This window comes from Nonomuraea sp. NPDC004354 (assembly GCF_053602555.1).
Genome location: NZ_JBSGDV010000003.1, coordinates 479791 through 496917, shown reverse-complemented (window position 1 = coordinate 496917; position 17127 = coordinate 479791). Strand labels below are relative to the sequence as shown.

The 17127-nt window shown below is 71.4% G+C and carries 17 protein-coding genes and 1 pseudogene; 13 read left to right on the top strand and 5 right to left on the bottom strand.

Features of this window, described 5'->3' with window-relative positions; translation table 11 throughout:
* Positions 1-101: 101 nt before the first annotated feature.
* Entirely contained in the window at positions 102-401 is a 300-nt protein-coding gene (locus ACWENQ_RS13025; protein WP_354904527.1) for a DUF4193 domain-containing protein, read from the top strand.
* Between the two features lie 51 nt (positions 402-452).
* On the top strand, positions 453-1286 hold the full coding sequence (locus ACWENQ_RS13020) for a hypothetical protein (protein WP_449924488.1): 834 nt from the start codon (positions 453-455) through the stop codon (positions 1284-1286).
* A gap of 51 nt (positions 1287-1337) precedes the next feature.
* Here ACWENQ_RS13020 and ACWENQ_RS13015 read toward each other — a convergent pair whose 3' ends face one another.
* Complete coding sequence (locus ACWENQ_RS13015) at positions 1338-1934, bottom strand: TetR/AcrR family transcriptional regulator (protein WP_449924485.1); 597 nt, start codon at positions 1932-1934, stop codon at positions 1338-1340.
* A 3-nt stretch (positions 1935-1937) separates the two neighbouring features.
* Positions 1938-3167 (bottom strand): phenylacetate--CoA ligase PaaK, encoded by a 1230-nt coding sequence (gene paaK / locus ACWENQ_RS13010; protein ID WP_449924484.1) that lies wholly within the window; start codon positions 3165-3167, stop codon positions 1938-1940.
* Between the two features lie 118 nt (positions 3168-3285).
* On the opposite strand from paaK, the gene paaN reads away from it, so the two are divergent.
* From paaN to ACWENQ_RS12995, 3 genes are all read left to right on the top strand, one after another.
* Entirely contained in the window at positions 3286-4932 is a 1647-nt protein-coding gene (paaN, locus tag ACWENQ_RS13005; RefSeq protein WP_452414228.1) for a phenylacetic acid degradation protein PaaN, read from the top strand.
* A gap of 14 nt (positions 4933-4946) precedes the next feature.
* Positions 4947-5780 (top strand): 3-hydroxyacyl-CoA dehydrogenase family protein, encoded by an 834-nt coding sequence (locus ACWENQ_RS13000; RefSeq protein ID WP_452414226.1) that lies wholly within the window; start codon positions 4947-4949, stop codon positions 5778-5780.
* 69 nt (positions 5781-5849) lie between these two features.
* Positions 5850-7235 carry an alpha,alpha-trehalose-phosphate synthase (UDP-forming) gene (locus ACWENQ_RS12995; protein ID WP_354904514.1) on the top strand — a complete coding sequence of 462 codons (1386 nt, stop codon included), beginning with the start codon at positions 5850-5852 and terminating at the stop codon, positions 7233-7235.
* Here the strand turns inward: ACWENQ_RS12995 and ACWENQ_RS12990 are convergent.
* Entirely contained in the window at positions 7216-7497 is a 282-nt protein-coding gene (locus tag ACWENQ_RS12990; RefSeq protein WP_449924475.1) for a DUF4235 domain-containing protein, read from the bottom strand. The genes ACWENQ_RS12995 and ACWENQ_RS12990 overlap by 20 nt on opposite strands.
* A gap of 69 nt (positions 7498-7566) precedes the next feature.
* Between ACWENQ_RS12990 and valS the strand changes: the two genes are divergently transcribed.
* The 6 genes from valS (at position 7567) to ACWENQ_RS12960 (ending at position 13518) form a co-directional block, all read left to right on the top strand.
* Positions 7567-10023 carry a valine--tRNA ligase gene (gene valS, locus ACWENQ_RS12985; RefSeq protein ID WP_452414224.1) on the top strand — a complete coding sequence of 819 codons (2457 nt, stop codon included), beginning with the start codon at positions 7567-7569 and terminating at the stop codon, positions 10021-10023.
* Positions 10024-10117: 94 nt separating this feature from the next.
* Positions 10118-11269 carry an AI-2E family transporter gene (locus tag ACWENQ_RS12980; RefSeq protein WP_452414223.1) on the top strand — a complete coding sequence of 384 codons (1152 nt, stop codon included), beginning with the start codon at positions 10118-10120 and terminating at the stop codon, positions 11267-11269.
* A 46-nt stretch (positions 11270-11315) separates the two neighbouring features.
* Complete coding sequence (dut, locus tag ACWENQ_RS12975; protein WP_449924466.1) at positions 11316-11753, top strand: dUTP diphosphatase; 438 nt, start codon at positions 11316-11318, stop codon at positions 11751-11753.
* Between the two features lie 13 nt (positions 11754-11766).
* Complete coding sequence (locus ACWENQ_RS12970) at positions 11767-12426, top strand: DUF3710 domain-containing protein (RefSeq protein ID WP_449924464.1); 660 nt, start codon at positions 11767-11769, stop codon at positions 12424-12426.
* Between the two features lie 27 nt (positions 12427-12453).
* On the top strand, positions 12454-12843 hold the full coding sequence (locus tag ACWENQ_RS12965; RefSeq protein ID WP_354904501.1) for an OB-fold nucleic acid binding domain-containing protein: 390 nt from the start codon (positions 12454-12456) through the stop codon (positions 12841-12843).
* A gap of 18 nt (positions 12844-12861) precedes the next feature.
* Positions 12862-13518 carry a DUF3159 domain-containing protein gene (locus ACWENQ_RS12960; RefSeq protein WP_452414221.1) on the top strand — a complete coding sequence of 219 codons (657 nt, stop codon included), beginning with the start codon at positions 12862-12864 and terminating at the stop codon, positions 13516-13518.
* A 190-nt stretch (positions 13519-13708) separates the two neighbouring features.
* Here ACWENQ_RS12960 and ACWENQ_RS12955 read toward each other — a convergent pair whose 3' ends face one another.
* Positions 13709-14071: a DoxX family protein gene (locus ACWENQ_RS12955; RefSeq protein WP_354904496.1), complete on the bottom strand. Its 363-nt coding sequence runs from the start codon at positions 14069-14071 to the stop codon at positions 13709-13711.
* A 153-nt stretch (positions 14072-14224) separates the two neighbouring features.
* Between ACWENQ_RS12955 and ACWENQ_RS12950 the strand changes: the two genes are divergently transcribed.
* The gene (locus ACWENQ_RS12950; protein WP_452414219.1) at positions 14225-15112 is read left to right on the top strand and encodes a LysR family transcriptional regulator; all 888 of its coding nucleotides are present in this window, start codon (positions 14225-14227) and stop codon (positions 15110-15112) included.
* Between the two features lie 415 nt (positions 15113-15527).
* Positions 15528-16181, top strand: a pseudogene (locus tag ACWENQ_RS12945) (serine/threonine-protein kinase); the annotation flags it as partial.
* Between the two features lie 176 nt (positions 16182-16357).
* On the opposite strand, the gene ACWENQ_RS12940 reads toward ACWENQ_RS12945, so the two are convergent.
* Positions 16358-16747 (bottom strand): hypothetical protein, encoded by a 390-nt coding sequence (locus ACWENQ_RS12940; RefSeq protein WP_452414533.1) that lies wholly within the window; start codon positions 16745-16747, stop codon positions 16358-16360.
* Positions 16748-17127 lie beyond the last annotated feature (380 nt).

Below are 17127 nucleotides of genomic sequence, written 5' to 3'. Positions count from 1 at the left end.
GCACAAATCTCCCGGAGGAATCGGGCACAAGATGGGCCTCTCGGACGTTAGACACGCGCGACGAGCGCGAGACCATAGATGAGGGGGATGGAGCGAGCACAATGGCAACCGACTACGACAGCCCGCGCAAGACCGACGACGACCTGGGGGAGGACAGCCTCCAGGAACTCCAGGCGCGGCGCACTGACAAGTCGTCCGGCAGCATCGACATCGACGAGACCGACCTCGCCGAGTCGCTGGAGCTGCCCGGTGCTGACCTGTCGAACGAGGAGCTGTCCCTGCGGGTGATCCCTCGCCAGGCCGACGAGTTCACCTGCTCGCGGTGCTTCCTTGTGCACCACCGCAGCCAGCTGGCCTCCGAGAGGAACGGGCAGCAGGTCTGCAAGGAGTGCGCCGCCTGACGGAGAGGGCACCTCATCGTGTCATCCAGGAATGAGGAGCGGGACGACCCTGTGAACGACCCGACGGTCGCAGAGTCGTCCGCTGCCTCCACCGCGGACGAGGATCGCGAACACGAGGCCGCGGACCTCGACAACGAGGTAGGCGAGCTCGTCGGCCGCCTGGTGCGGCCCGGTGAGCTGAAGAGCGCCGAGCGGCGCAGGCTGCTCGGCCGCCTCGGCGCGGCACTGTCCGAGGGAGCCAGGAAGGCGCAGGCCTCGGGCGTCGGCCGGGGCAGGTGGCTGGCCGAGGTCTTCCTGAAGATCGCACCGCGCATCCCCATCCGAGACCTCGCGACCCTGTCCGACCACCACCACGGCCTCACCGGCGAGCAACTGGCCGACGATCTCGTCCGCACCGCGCAGAAGGCGACGATGACGATCGGCGCGATCGGCGGGGCACTGGCCGCCGCCGAGTTCGCCGCGCCCCCGCTGCTGCTGTCGGCGCCCGCCCAGCTGGTCGCCGAGACCATCCTGGTGGCCGCGATCGAGGTCAAGCTGCTGGCCGAGCTCCACCAGGTCTACGGCGTCGAGGTGCCGGGCACGGGCACCCAGCGGGCCGTCGCCTTCACCGTGGCGTGGTCCAAGCAACGCGGCATCGACCCCCTCGCCCCCGCCTCGGTCACGCTCGCGCTGGGCGGGGCCGCGAAGACGGCGCTCCGCAACAGGCTGATGCGGACCCTCGGACGGCACCTGACGACGCTCGGCCCGTTCCTGACCGGAGCCGTGGCCGGTGGCGCGCTCAACCGGGCCGCGACCAGGCGACTCGGCGCGGCGATCCGCGCCGACCTGCGCATCAAGGGGTCCGCTCTGCCGCGGCCCGCCGACGCCGCCGAGCTCGAGAGCTGATCCGCGCCCAGGTGGCGTGGCCCTTCCCCCGTCGCGCCCCTGGGGTCCGCGTCAACGGGTGCGCAACCCGTCGAAGGCGATCGTCAGGATCGCCTCGGCCAGCTCGTCGGCCGATCCGCCGCGTGACGGCTGGTACCACTCGGTGATCGAGTTGACCGTGCCGAACAGCAACCGTGTCACCAGCGCGGGATCCACGTCCGGTCTGATGTGCCCCTCGGCCGCGGCCTCCTTCACCAGGTGGCTGACGAACCTGTCGAACTCCCTCCGCCGCTCGAGCGCCTGCTGCTCGGTGGCGCTGTTGCCGCGCACCCTCAGCAACAGTGTCACGTACGGCAGCCGTTCGACGAGGATCGACACGCTGCGCCGGACCACCCACTCCAGCCGCGCGATCGCGGGGCCCGAGGTGGCCATGGGGTCGGCGATCATCGTGAACAGGCCGTCCAGCGCCCGGTCGAGGGCCCGGGCGAGCAGCTGCTCCTTGCCCGGCACGTGGTAGTAGATCGCCGACTTGGTCATCCCGAGGGCGCGGGCGAGGTCCTCCATGCTGGTGCCGTCGTAGCCGCGCTCGTTGAACACCGTCACGGCCGTGTGCAGGACGGACTCGGGGTCGTGCCCGCGCCCGCGCTGACGGGTCGGAGTGGTGGTCATGGGCTAATTATCCCGAAGGTCCACTACGCGCTGGAGCTTTCCCGCCGACCTGGCCAGCGTCCCCTGCGCCACGAGCTCGACCGCGATCGTCACGCCGACGGTGTCCTTGACCGTCCTGGCGAGCGCCTCGCCGGCGCCTTCGGCCCCCGGGGCGGCCTCCACCCGGACCGTCATCACGTCGAGGCGCCCGGGCCTGCTCAGCTCGATCAGGAAGTGCGGCGACAGGCCCGGCGTGCGCAGCACGATCTCCTCGATCTGCGTGGGGAAGACGTTGACGCCGCGCAGGATGATCATGTCGTCGGTACGGCCCCGCACCTTCTCCATCCGCCGGAAGGCGGGCATCGCCGTACCGGGCAGCAGGCGGGTCAGGTCGTGGGTGCGGTAGCGGATGACGGGCATGGCCTCCTTCGTGAGCGAGGTGAAGACCAGCTCGCCCCTGCCGGAGGCGTCCGCGTCGACGATCTCGGGATAGAAGTGGTCCTCCCAGATGTGCAGGCCGTCCTTCGTCTCGACGCACTCCTGGGCCACGCCGGGGCCGATGACCTCCGACAGGCCGTAGATGTCGACGGCGTCCAGGCCGAAGGCGTCCTCGATCTCGGCGCGCATCTCCTCCGTCCACGGCTCGGCGCCGAACAGGCCGACCCGCAGCGAGGTCGCGCGCGGGTCGAGCCCCTGCGCCTCGAACTCCTCCAGCAGCGCCAGCATGTACGACGGCGTCACCATGATGACGTCGGGGCGGAAGTCGGTGATGAGCTGGACCTGGCGGGGCGTCATGCCGCCGGAGACCGGCACCACCGTGCAGCCGAGCCGCTCGGCGCCGTAGTGCGCGCCGAGCCCGCCGGTGAACAGCCCGTAGCCGTAGGCGACGTGCACGATGTCGCCGGGCCTGCCGCCGGCCGCCCTGAGCGACCTGGCCATGACGTCGGCCCAGGTGTCGATGTCGCGCCTGGTGTAGCCCACCACGGTGGGCCTGCCGGTCGTGCCGCTGGAGGCGTGGATGCGCACCACCTGCTCGCGCGGCACCGCGAACATGCCGAACGGGTAGCGGGACCGCAGGTCGTCCTTGGTGGTGAAGGGGAACATGGCCAGGTCGTCCAGCTTCTTGCAGTCAGCCGGATGGACCCCCGCCGCGTCGAACTTCTCCCGGTACAGCGCGACGTTGCGGTAGGCGTGGTCGAGGGTCCACCGCAGCCGCTCCAGCTGCAGCGCGGCCAGCTCGTCCGACGAGATCATGGCTCCTCCTCCCGCAGGCGCGGACACGCCGGCGCGACACGGATGTCTCCCTTGTCAGCTGACCGAATGTTCGGTAAACACATCATCGTCCGCAGGTCCTGTCAAGGGAGGGGCGACCATGTTCGACCAGCACAGGCAGACGCTCAGCCGGGCCATGGAGGCCATCGCCGAGCGGGGCTACTGGAGCGCCTACCCCGAGTCGCCGAGCCCCCGGGTCTACGGCGAGGGCGCGGCCGAGCGGGGCAAGGAGGCCTTCGAGTCCTACCTGGGCAAGCCCTTCCCGCTCGACCAGCCGGGCACCGGCCTGTGGATCGGCGCCGAGCGCTCGCCGTACGGGATGGAGCTGGGGGTGACCTATCCGGAGCCGTCGCCCGAGCAGCTCGTCGACGTCGCCGGAGCCGCGATGCCCGCCTGGCGCGACGCGGGCCCGCAGGTGCGCGCGCAGGTCTGCGCCGAGATCCTGCACCGGATCAACCAGCGCAGCTTCGAGATCGCCAACGCCGTCCAGCACACCACCGGGCAGGCGTTCGTCATGGCCTTCCAGGCCGGCGGGCCCCACGCGCAGGATCGCGGGCTCGAGGCCGTCGCCTACGGCCTGGCCGCCATGACCGCCGCCCGGCCCCACGCGCGGTGGGAGAAGCCCGGCAAGGGTGACCCGCTGGTCATGGACAAGACGTTCACCGTCGTGCCGCGCGGCGTCAGCCTGGTCATCGGCTGCAACACCTTCCCCACCTGGAACGCCTACCCGGGGCTGTTCGCCTCGCTGGTCACCGGCAACCCGGTCATCGTCAAGCCGCACCCGGGCGCGATCCTGCCGCTGGCCATCACCGTGGCCGTCGCCAGGCAGGTGCTGGAGGAGGCCGGCTTCGACCCCAACCTCGTCACGCTCGCCGCCGAGGAGGGCCAGGGCCTGGCCACCCAGCTCGCCACTCATCCCGACGTGCGGATCGTCGACTTCACCGGCTCCACCGAGTACGGCGACTGGCTGGAGCGCAACGCCACCCAGGCGCTCGTGCACACCGAGAAGGCCGGGGTCAACCCGATCGTCGTCGACTCCACCGACTCCTACCGGGGCATGCTCGGCAACATCGCCTTCTCGCTGTCGCTCTACAGCGGCCAGATGTGCACGGCGCCGCAGAACATCCTCATCCCCTCCGGCGGCATCGAGACCGACGCGGGTCACAAGAGCTTCGCCGAGGTGGCCACCGACCTGGCCGGCGCCGTCACGCGGCTGCTCGGCGACGACACCAGGGCCGTCGAGTTCACCGGCGCGATCGTCAACGCGGGCGTGCTGGGCCGGCTGGAGGCGGCGCCCTCCCTCGGCGAGGTCGTCCTGGAGTCCAGGGCGGTGGCCCACCCCTCCTTCCCCGAGGCGACCGTGCGCACCCCGGTGATCGTCAAGCTCTCCCAGGCCGACGAGGAGATCTACGGGCGCGAGCACTTCGGCCCGATCGCCTTCGTCATCGCCACGGGGTCCACCGAGGAGTCCCTGGCCGTGCTGCGGCGGACGATCTCGGCCCGCGGCGCGCTGACCGCCTCGGTCTACTCCACCTCCGCTCAGGTGCTCGAGGCGGCCGAGCGGGCGGCGCTCGACGCGGGGGTCAACCTGTCGTGCAACCTGACCGGCGGGGTGTTCGTCAACCAGTCGGCGGCCTTCAGCGACTACCACGGCACCGGGGCCAATCCGGCCGCCACCGCCTCGCTCACCGATCCGGGGTACGTGGCGAGCCGGTTCTTCGTCGTCCAGTCGCGTCGCCACGCCTGACCCGGCGGCGTGAGATGAGTGTGCGGGTCGCGGTGATCGGCGGCGGTCGCATGGGCGCCGGCATCGCCCAGGTCTTCCTCGCCACCGGCGCGCTGGTGACCGTCCAGGAGGCCGACGACCGCGCGGCCGGGGCGGCCGCCGAGCGCATCGCCAAGGGTCTGCGGACGGCCGAGTCCCGGCAGCCGGACGTGCGCGCCGCCGAGGCGCTGCGGCGGCTGTCTCTCGGCCCGGTGCCCGAGACGGCCGACCTGGTGATCGAGGCGGTGCCGGAGGACCCGAAGCTCAAGGCCGAGGTCCTGGCCGAGGCCGAGGCGCGCGTCGGGCCGCAGGCGCTGCTGGCCACCAACACCAGCTCGCTGTCCGTCAGCGAGCTGTCGGCCGCGCTGCGCGGCCCGCACCGGCTGATCGGCCTGCACTTCTTCAACCCCGTCCCGGTCCAGCGCCTGGTCGAGATCGTCGTCACCCCGCACACGCCGCCCGCGGTGCTGGCCGCGGCCCGGCGGCACGTCGAGGCGCTGGGCAAGACGGGCGTGGTGGTCAACGACTCGCCCGGCTTCGCCACCAGCCGCCTCGGCGTGCTCCTCGGCCTGGAGGCCATCCGCATGGTCGAGGAGGGCGTGGCCGGCGCCGAGGACATCGACACCGCCATGACCCTCGGCTACAACCACCCCATGGGCCCGCTCCGGCTCGGCGACCTGGTCGGCCTCGACGTACGGCTGGCCATCGCCGAGTACCTGCACGCCAGGCTCGGTGCCCGCTTCGAGCCGCCCGCCCTGCTGCGGGCGATGGTGGCCAGAGGGGAGCTGGGCCGCAAGACGGGGAAAGGATTTTACATCTGGGACAGTTGACCGATTTGTGTTTCTTTGTGCACGTCCGGGGTATGGGTCTGCGGACCCTCGACTCCCAGGAGGACATGCGTGACCGGCCGCAGCTCGTTTCTGATCGTCGCCAACCGGTTGCCGGTGGACAGGACGACGGAACCCGACGGCACGGCCTCATGGCGCAGGAGCCCCGGCGGGCTCGTCACGGCCATCGCGCCCGTCATGCAGCGCCGCCAGGGCGCCTGGCTCGGCTGGCACGGCGCGCCGGACGAGCACCTGCGGCCGTTCGAACACGAAGGCATGAGCCTGATCCCGGTCCCGCTGTCGGCCGAGGAGGTCGAGCTCTACTACGAGGGCTTCTCCAACGCCACCCTCTGGCCCCTCTACCACGACGTGGTCGCCACACCCGTCTTCGAGCGCCCCATGTGGGAGGCCTACCGGCGAGTCAACGAGCGCTTCGCCGACGCGGCCGCCGCGACCGCGGCGGAGGGGGCGGTCGTCTGGATCCAGGACTACCAGCTGCAGCTCGTGCCCGCCATGCTCCGTGAGCGCCGGCCCGACCTGCGCATCGGCTTCTTCCTGCACATCCCCTTCCCGCCGGTCGAGCTGTTCTGGCGCCTGCCGTGGCGTACCGAGCTGCTGGAGGGCCTGCTCGGCGCCGACCTGGTCGGCTTCCAGCTGCCGGGCGGCGCCTCCAACTTCATCAGGCTGTGCCGCCGCCTGCTCGGGCTGTCGTACAAGAGCAACGAGGTCTACGTCGGCGACCGCGTCGTCACCGCGCAGGCCTTCCCCATCTCGGTCGACTTCTCCGAACTCGACGTCCTGGTCCGCGAGCAGCACATCGTGCAGCGCGCCAAGGAGATCCGCGCCGAACTCGGCGACCCCGAACACGTGCTGCTGGGCGTCGACCGGCTCGACTACACCAAAGGCATCGGCCAGCGCCTGGAGGCCTTCGGCGAGCTGCTGGGCGAGGGCCAGGTCAGCCCGGGCGAGGCGGTGTTCGTCCAGATCGCCACACCGAGCAGGGAACGCGTCGAGGAGTACCGCAGGCTCCGCGACGACATCGAGCTGCAGGTGGGCAGGATCAACGGCGAGCACTCCCTGCTCGGCCACCAGCCGATCCAGTACTTCCACCAGTCGCACGACCGCGACGAGCTGGCCGCCCTCTACCTGGCGGCCGACGTGATGGTCGTGACGCCGCTGCGCGACGGGATGAACCTGGTGGCCAAGGAGTACGTCTCCTGCCACCACGACCTGCGCGGGGCGCTGGTGCTGAGCGAGTTCGCCGGCGCCGCCGACGAGCTGCGGCAGGCCTACCTGGTCAACCCCTACGACGTCGAGGGGCTCAAGCGGACGATGATGACCGCCATGCGGGCCACCCCGCACGAGGTGGCCCGGCGGATGCGCGCGCTGCGCCGGCGGGTGTCTACCTACGACGTCGACCGCTGGGCGAGCGAGTTCCTCACTGCTCTGGAGTCTTGAGCGACTTCCAGGCCAGGTAGCGCTTCTTCGCGGTCTTGTTGACCACGATCTGGGCCACCTGCATGCCCACGCCCATCACCACCGCGTAGCCGATCGCCTCGGCCATGCCGACCTCGTCGGACTCGGTGTCGACGGGCGGCTGCTTGCCGGTCACCTTCAACCAGGCGTAGCCGAGCAGCTTCTTGGCCGCCCAGGCGGTGGCAAGACCCACCAGGCCGCCGATCACCCGCCACGCCAGGTCGGGCTTCTCCTCTGTCTTCATGTGTGCAACCCTATTCGCCTTCGCCGCGTACCATTTGGAGGCATGACTCAGCGATCACGCCCTGTGCCCATGCCCGAGAAACCCACTCTCGACGGCCTGGAGCAGGTATGGGTAGAGCGCTGGGACTCCGATGGCGTCTACCGCTTCGACCGGTCGAAGACGCGGGAGCAGATCTACTCCATCGACACCCCGCCGCCGACCGTCTCCGGCTCGCTCCACGTCGGACACGTCTTCTCCTACACCCACACCGACACCATCGCCCGTTACCAGCGGATGCGCGGGCGCGAGGTCTTCTACCCCATGGGGTGGGACGATAACGGCCTGCCGACCGAGCGCAGGGTGCAGAACCACTTCGGCGTGCGCTGCGACGCCTCCGTGCCCTACGACCCCTCCTTCCGGCCGCCCGACAAGCCGGGCAAGCAGCAGATCAGCATCTCCCGGCGCAACTTCGTCGAGCTGTGCGAGCGGCTCACCCTGGAGGACGAGAAGGCCTTCGAGCACCTGTGGCGGCGGCTGGGCCTGTCGGTCGACTGGAGCCTGACCTACGCCACCATCGACGGCGCCTCCCGCGCCGCCTCCCAGCGCGCCTTCCTGCGCAACCTGGCCAGGGGCGAGGCCTACCAGGCCGAGGCGCCGACGCTGTGGGACGTCACCTTCCGCACCGCCGTCGCCCAGGCCGAGCTGGAGGACAGGGAGTGGCCGGGCGCCTTCCACCGCGTCTCCTTCTACGGTGACCAGGGCCCGGTCTGGATCGAGACCACCAGGCCCGAGCTGATCCCGGCCTGCGTCGCCCTCGTCGCCCACCCCGACGACGAGCGCTACCAGCGCCTGTTCGGCACCAGCGTGCTGTCGCCGCTGTTCGGCGCCGAGGTGCCGGTCCTGGCCCACCACCTGGCCGAGCCCGACAAGGGCTCCGGCATCGCGATGATCTGCACCTTCGGCGACGTCACCGACGTCACCTGGTGGCGCGAGCTCAACCTGCCCACCAGGCCCGTCATCGGCTGGGACGGCAGGCTGCTGCCCGAGCCGCCGGACGGCGTGGAGGCCGAGCCGTACAAGGAGCTGGCGGGCAAGACCGTCCACAGCGCCCGCGAGCGGATCGTCGAGATGCTGCGCGCCTCCGGCGACCTCGCCGGCGAGCCCCGCCCCGTCAGCCGCCCGGTGAAGTTCTACGAGAAGGGCGACAAGCCCCTCGAGATCGTCACCACCCGCCAGTGGTACATCCGCAACGGCGGGCGCGACGCCGAGCTGCGCGAGCGGCTGCTGGCCAGGGGCGCCGAGCTGGTCTGGCACCCGCCGCACATGCGGGTGCGCTACGACAACTGGGTCAAGGGCCTGGCGGGCGACTGGCTGATCTCCCGCCAGCGTTTCTTCGGCGTGCCGTTCCCCGTCTGGTACGAGGTCGACACCGGGGCGCTGATCCTGCCGGCCGAGGACACGCTGCCCATCGACCCCTCCTCCGACGTGCCGCCCGGCTACACCGAGGACCAGCGCGGCGTGCCGGGCGGGTTCGTCGGCGACACCGACGTCATGGACACCTGGGCCACCTCGTCGCTGTCGCCGGAGATCGTCGGCGGCTGGGAGCAGGACCCCGACCTGTTCGCGCGGGTCTTCCCGATGGACCTGCGGCCCCAGGCCCACGAGATCATCCGCACCTGGCTGTTCTCCACGGTGGTCCGCGCCCACCAGGAGTTCGACTCGCTGCCGTTCAGGAACGTGGCGATCTCGGGCTGGATCCTCGATCCCGACCGCAAGAAGATGTCGAAGTCCAAGGGCAACGCCACCACGCCCATGGCGATGCTGGAGGAGTACGGCTCCGACGCCGTCCGCTACTGGGCGGCGGGCGGCCGTCCCGGCACCGACACCGCCTTCGACACCGGCCAGATGAAGATCGGCCGCCGGCTGGCGATCAAGATCCTCAACGCGTCGAAGTTCGTGCTCGGCTTCCCCGAGGGAGACCGGGTCACCGAGCCGCTCGACCTGTCGATGCTGGCCGCGCTGGCGCAGACGGTGCGTGAGGCCACCGACGCCTTCGAGGGCTACGACTACGCGCGGGCCCTGGAGGTGGCCGAGCGCTTCTTCTGGTCCTTCTGCGACGACTACCTCGAGCTGGTCAAGGCCCGCGCCTACGACGGCGACGCGGCGGCCTCCTCCGCGCACGCCGCGCTCAGGCAGGCGCTCGACGTGCAGCTGCGGCTGTTCGCGCCGTTCCTGCCGTTCGTCACCGAAGAGGTGTGGTCGTGGTGGCGTGACGGGTCGGTCCACCGCGCCTCGTGGCCCGTGGCCGAGCCAGGCCAGGGCGACCCCGCGCTGCTGGCGGAGGTGTCGGAGGTGCTGCGGCAGGTCCGCAAGGCCAAGTCCGAGGCCAAGGTGTCGATGCGCGCCGAGATCGCCAGGCTCACCGTCGGCACGCCGCAGGCCGGGCTGGTCCGCCAGGGCGCCGACGACCTGTGCGGCTCCGGCAACGTCGACGAGTTCGTGCTGGAGCCGGCCGAGGAGCTGACCGTCTCCGTCGAACTGGCGTGATTTGCGGGGGTACGGCCCGCGCCGTACCCCCGTATCTTTCGTCGACGGCGATAACCGCGCGCGTTCGGGCCGGTGACATGCCAGTCTTGAACATGTGTTCTCCGACCGCCCAACCCAGCTGGTACCTCCCGTCGTGGCCAAGATGGCCGCCTGGAGTGCGTGCCTGATCGTCGTCGGCGTGGTCGTCTACGTCTTCGCCTCGATAGTGGCCAGGCTCAGCTTCGTGGCCCTGCCGGTGGCGATCGCGCTGTTGCTGACCGCGCTGCTCTTTCCGCTGACCAGCAGGCTGACCCGTGCGGGTCTGCGGCCCATCTACGCCACCTGGATCACGCTGCTGATCGCGCTCGCCGTCCTGGTCGGCGCGGGCTGGCTCATCGGGGCCAGAGCCAGCGACGAGTTCCCGACCGTGGTCGACCAGGTGCAGAAATCGATCAACGAGCTGCGCGACTGGCTGGTGACCGGACCCATCCACCTCGACACCAAGCAGCTCGACGACTGGGTCCAGACCATCACCAACCAGCTGAAGACCTCGCAGGCCGCCCTCACCAACACCGTGCTGACCGCGGGGCAGGTCGCCATCGAGGTGCTCGCCTCGATCGTGCTCATGCTGTTCGTGACCTTCTTCCTGCTCAAGGACGGCGACCGGATCTGGTCGTGGTTCCTCAAGGGCTTCGGCGGGATGTCCTCGCGCGTCGACCGGGCGGGCCGGGCCGCGTGGACCACCGTCTCCCACTACGTGCAGGGCACGGTGGCCGTCGCCGCCGTCCACGGCCTGCTCATGGGCATCGTGCTGGCCGGGCTCGGCGTGCCGCTGTGGGCGCCGCTGGCCATCCTCATCTTCCTGGCCAGCTTCATCCCCATCATCGGCATCTTCATCGCCGGCACGGTGGCCACGCTGGTCACGCTCGGCACCACCAGCCCGCTCAAGGCGCTGATCTTCCTGGCGGTGCTCATCGTCGAGCAGCAGCTGGAAAACCACGTGCTGCAGCCGCTCATCGTGGGGCGGGCGCTCAACTTCCACCCTCTGGCGATCATCATCGTGCTGGCCGTGGGCGGCATCCTCGGCGGCATCGCGGGGGCGGCCGTGGCCGTACCCGTCGCGGCGGTCATCTACCGGGCGCTCCCCGAGCTCCGGCACGAGACCCCCGCGTTGCCACCGGCGGAGAAGCCGCCGCCCCCGACGGCGGAGACGCCACCATCGCCGCAGCCGCCCGCGGAGAAGGAATCCGAGCAGTCCAAGGGGTAGTCTCATGCCTCATGACGCGTACGTTGGGGTGTAGCGAGGAGACCGCATGACCGTAGAGGTGCTCATTCACCGCCTCGACCCCGACCTGCCGGCGCCGAGCTACGCCCACCCGGGCGACGCGGGGGCGGATCTGGTGGCCGCGGCGGACGTCGAGCTGCTGCCGGGCGAGCGGGCACTGGTCGGCACCGGCGTGGCGATCGCGCTGCCCGACGGCTACGCCGCCTTCGTGCACCCACGGTCCGGTCTGGCCGCCAGGCACGGCGTCACGCTCGTCAACGCGCCGGGCACCGTCGACGCCGGCTACCGGGGCGAGATCAAGGTGACGCTTCTCAACACCGACACCAAGGAGCCGGTCCGGCTGCGCCGCGGCGACCGCATCGCCCAGCTGGTCGTCCAGCGGGTCGAGCGGGCCACCTTCTACGAGGTCGAGCGGCTGCCCGGCTCCGTGCGCGGGAACAACGGCTTCGGTTCCACGGGCAGATAGGGAGTGATCGACAGTGTTCCGACGTCGCAGGCGTGAGCAGCCCGAGCAGGCTGCCGCCGAGGCGGCCGTCCAGCAGCCGCAGGACATACGCGAATCGGGCCCGTGGGACGCCGACGAGCCGCACCCCGAGGCCGACCGCGTCGATCTCGGCGGCATGCGCGTCAACATCGGCTCTGGCTTCGACGTGCAGATCGCGGTGGCCGGCGACCAGCCGATCGGCGTGGTGGTCATCCAGGGCGACAGCGCCCTGCAACTGCACGCCTTCGCCGCGCCCAAGCGGGGAGGGCTGTGGGAGGAGGTCAGGACCAAGCTGGCCGCCAGCGTGAAGGAGGCGGGCGGCACGGTCGAGACGACCGAGGGCCCGTTCGGCCCCGAGCTCGTCGGCACCATCCCCGCCGAAGGCGGCGCCCAGCCGGTCCGCTACGTGGGCATCGACGGCCCGCGCTGGTTCCTGCGCGCGGTGATCAACGGCAAGGCCGCCGTCGACGCCGCCGCGGCCGGGCCGTTCGAGGCCGTCATCCGCGACGTCGTCGTGGTCCGCGGCGAGGAGCCCATGGCTCCCGAAGAGCCCATCCTGCTGCGCATTCCCGGCGACCGGCACGCCGCGCCTGGCGCCCCGGAAGCCGGTCTCGACCCGTTCACGAGAGGGCCGGAAATCACCGAGACCCGTTGAGCGCCGCATCGCATAAGCTGGGTCATCATGACTAGTACGGCAGAGCCCTCCAAACGCGGGGGATTGCGCGGATTCTTCAGCAGACTGGCCTCCACGCAGGCCGAGCTGGAGGCCGAGGAGCTGCGGGAAGACGCCGACCAGGCGGGCGCCACGCCGATCGTCTCCTGCGGAGGCAGGCGGCGCTTCTGCGTAGCGGGTACGCTACGAACGGTGACGTTGCGGCCCCGGGGCGGCGCCCCCGCGCTGGAGGCCGAGCTCTACGACGGCTCCGACGTGATCGACCTGGTGTGGCTGGGCCGACGCAAGATCGCGGGCATCGAGCCGGGCCGCGCCGTCAAAGCCGAGGGCCTGGTCAGCATGCAAGACGGGCGCAAGGTGATGTTCAACCCGCGCTACGAACTGCGCCCAGGCGCCTGACAGGGAGCTAGCGAACACGTGACAGAGCAGGCTACGGCACACCAGACCGTTGAGGCGGCCATCAGGGCGCAGCTGTCGAAGGCGCTCGGCGGCATCCGCGGCATCGTGGAGGCCGCGGTGCCGACCATCGCCTTCACCGTGTCGTGGCTGGTGACCGGGCAGCTCAACAAGTCGCTCATCATCAGCGCGTCCATCGCGGGCGTGCTGCTGGTGGCGCGCCTCGTGCAGCGCTCCACGCCACAGTTCGTGATCAACAGCCTGATCGGCATCGGCATCGGCTGGTTCTTCGCCTCCCGCACCGGTGACGCGCGCGACGTCTACCTGCCGGGCATCCTGTACAACGCCGGATACGCCGCGGCCATGCTGGTCTCCATCCTGGCCCGGTGGCCGGTCGTCGGCTTCATCATCGGCTCGGTCACCGGCGATCCCACCGGGTGGCACAAGGAGCCGAGCGTCGTGAAGCTGTGCACCAGGCTGACGTGGCTGCTCATGCTGCCGTGTGTGGTGCGGGTGGCGGTGCAACTGCCGATCTACCTGTTCGGCGGCGGCGACGAGGCGATCGCCGCGCTGGGCATCGCCAAGGTGCTGATGGGCTGGCCGCTACAGGTCGCGAGCCTGGCCGCGATGGCCTGGATCCTCAGCCGCGGCCGCACCCCCATCGCCGCCGCGGTCTGAGCGCTTCGCCGGTACGGCAGGGACAGAAGAGGCCACCGGGGTCACGGTGGCCTTTCGTCATTTCCGACGCCCTGAGAACCCGCGGTCACGTCTTTCCGGCGCCCTGAGAGCCCGCGGTCACGTCTTTCCGGCGCCCCGAGAGCCTGCGGTCACGTCGTGATCGCCGGCGGGCCGGTGGGCGAACCCCTGGTCAGGCGGTGGCGCCCGACGCGGTGGACAGGACGAGTGACGCGACGGCCAGCGCGAGGAAACCGCCGGGGAAAGCGATGTTGTGGAACACCCGCGTGCGCACGTGGAGGGCGACGGCGCCGACGAAGAACAGGACGAGTCCGATCGCGGCGGCGATCCCGATGAACGGAACACCCAGGAGCCCGAGCAGGAGCCCGGCGGCGCCGGCGGCTTTCAGGGCGGCCAGCAGCGGGATCCACGAGTGCGAGATGCCCAGCTCAGCCGAGTTGGCCAGGACGAACCGGGCCCGAGCGAAGTCGGCGGAAGCGGCCCCGGCGTTCACCACGATCGTGACGAGGGTGACCAGGACATAGGCGATGGACATGCGGAGGGCCTCCGTTCGGCCGGGATGCGGCAAGTGTCGGCGAGGTCGGGTGGCCGGGGTGTCTCCACCACCGTGGACCGTCGCGGCCACCTGCACCAAGCCTCGTCGAGCGCCGGCTTGGACGTCCAATACCTGCATCTATAACCTGACGGCATGGATGTCGACACCCGCTTGCTGCGGTACTTCGTCGCCGTGGCGGAGGACGGCAGCCTCACCCGGGCCGCGGAACGGCTGTTCGTGTCGCAACCGGCGCTGACCAAGCAGATCAGGCAGCTCGAATCGCAGCTCGGCGTACGGCTGTTCACCCGTTCCCGAGCCGGAATGGCTCTCACCGAACCGGGCCGGGCCCTGGCGGAGCAGGTCCCCGCCCTGCTGGACGACTGGGACCGGGTGCTGCGGGAGACCAGGCGCGTGGCCGGCCGGGCGGCCCGCGTGCTGCGGGTCGGCTTCCTGGCCAGCGCCGCCAACGAGGCCACCCAGGACATCATCGCGGCCTTCGCCCGGTGCCGGCCGGGCTGGCGGGTCGACATGCGCCAGGCGGCATGGTCGGACCCGGCGGCCGGACTCGCCGACGGAGAGGTCGACGTCGCCCTGCTGCGCCTGCCCTTTCCCGGCCAGGACGCCCTGCGCGTCGAGGTGCTGTTCACCGAGCCCCGCTGGGTCGCGCTGCCCTCGGCGCACCCGCTCGCCACACGGGAACTGATCCCCTTCCGGGACCTGTGGGACGAGCCGTTCGTGGCGGCCCCGCCCGAACCCGGCCCCTGGCGGGACTACTGGCTGGCTGTCGACGAGCGTGACGGCCATCCGGTCCGCATCGGCGCCGTCACCGACCAGCCGGACGACTGGCTCAGTGCGATCGCCAACGGGTACGGCATCGCCCTGGCCCCCGAATCGGCCGCCCGGTTCTACGCGCGACCCGGCGTCACCTACCGGCCGGTCAGCGGTGTCGGTCCCAGCGAGGTCGGCGTCGCCTGGGCCCCGGCCGACGACGCCAACCCGATCGTCCAGGACTTCGTCGGCTGCTGTCTGGCCAGCCGGTGAGCCGGGGGCGTCGGCTCCGGCCCTGCTGATCTGATCGTTCAGAGGTCGTCGGCTGCTGCCTGGTCGGCCGGGGGCATCGGGTCCGGCCACGACGTTGCCGGTCTGATCGTTCAGGAGGTCGTCCGCTCCTTCCGGGACGGCCGGTCGCCGGGTTGTCGGCGGGCCGGGCCGGTGTGGTGGGGCGTCGGCTGACGGTGCGGGCCTTGCCGGTCAGGATGTGGGCACTGCCGTCCGGACGGCCTGCCATCCCGGTTCCGGTCCGAGCCCAGGGTTCGAGAACGGGGCATCTCATGCGAGTGTTGACGTAACGGGATGCGAACGGCGACAGGGGTGGAAGCGGAGCGTGGGTGAACCCTCCGGGATACGGCTGGTCGGCGGCAGGTACCTGCTGTCCGACGAACTGGGGCGTGGCGGGATGGGCGTCGTGTGGCGAGCCCACGACCAGGTGCTCGACCGGCCCGTGGCGCTCAAGCAGGTGCTGGTCCCCGGCTGGATGGCCGACAAGGACAGGGAGCGCGCGTTCGCCCGTGTGCTGCGCGAGGCCAGGGCGGCGGCGCGGCTGCGCAACCCCTATGTGATCACCATCCACGACGTGGTCATGGACGAGGGCCATCCGTGGATCGTCATGGAACTGCTCGCCGCCTCCTCCCTGGCACAGGCGGTGGCGCGGACCGGCCCGCTGCCGGAGCCAGTCGCCGCCGACATCGGCGTCAAGGTCCTGGACGCCCTGCGCACCGCCCACACCGCGGGAATCACCCACCGGGACGTCAAACCGGCCAACGTCCTCCTGCTCGACGACGGGGGAGTGGTGCTGACCGACTTCGGCATCGCGCACGTCGCCGACTCCCCGACGCTCACCGCGACCGGCATGCTCATGGGGTCGCCCGCGTACATGGCGCCCGAACGGCTCGAAGGCGCGCCCGCCACCGAGGCGAGCGACCTGTGGGCGCTGGGGGCGACGCTGTACACGGCGGTGGAGGGCGTCCCGCCGTACCCGATGGACAGCCCCGTCGCGATCATGGCCGCCATCCTCATGCGGGAGCCGCGGCCGATGCGGCGCGCCGACCGGCTGGAGGGGGTCGTGCTGGGGCTCATGCGCAAGGATCCCGCCGAGCGGCTGTCACACGAGCCGGCCGCCGCGGCCCTGCGCCGGGTGGCGGCGCGACCACCGGGGGAGGAGGGGCGCCGGCGGCGGGGCTCGCGGGCGCTGGCAGCGCTGGTCCGGGACCCGGACGCCGCCGGTCCTCATCCCGACGCCCCGACCACCCCCGGCCCCACCGCCCCACGCCCCGCCGCCCCCGACTCCGCTGCCTCGGGTACGCCCGTTCCGGGTTCCGCCGCGTCGGGCTCTACCGGCTCGGGCACGGTCGCCCCGGGGTCCGCCGCGTCGGGTCCCACCGCGTCGGGTCCGAGCGCGTCGGGTCCCACCGCGTCGGGTCCGAGCGCGTCGGGTCCCACCGCGTCGGGTCCGAGCGCGTCGGGTCCCAGCGCGTCGGGTCCCAGCGCGTCGGGTCCCGCCGCGTCGCATTTCGCCGCCCCGGCCGGGTCCACGGGCTCGGCGGGGGACAGCGGCTCCGCCGGGCCCGTGGGGTCAGCGGATGACGACAGCCCGAGCAGGCCCTCGGGTCCTGCCACACCCGCCGATCCCGCCGACCCCGTCGGGCCGGTCAGGTCTGCTGGTCCTTCTGGTCCTGAGGACCCTGCCGGTCCCGCTGGCTCGGCCGATGCTTCTGGGCCTGCAGGACCCGCGAGGCCTTCGGGTCCTGCGGGACCTGCCGAAGGCGCCACGTCTTCGGGGACTGCCGGTCTCGTTGGGTCTACGGGCCCGGCCGGATCCGGGTCTGACGGGTCTCTCGGGTCCGCCGGTGATGCCAGGTCTTCCGAGGCTGCCGGGGCTGCCGGCCCTGGTGGGGCTACCGGTGGCGGTCAGGCTTCCGGTCCTGTGGGTGCCGGGGCGGCTGGTGCCTCGCCGGACGAAGCGGCCAGTGGTCCCGCCGGGGTGGCAGGTCGAGGCA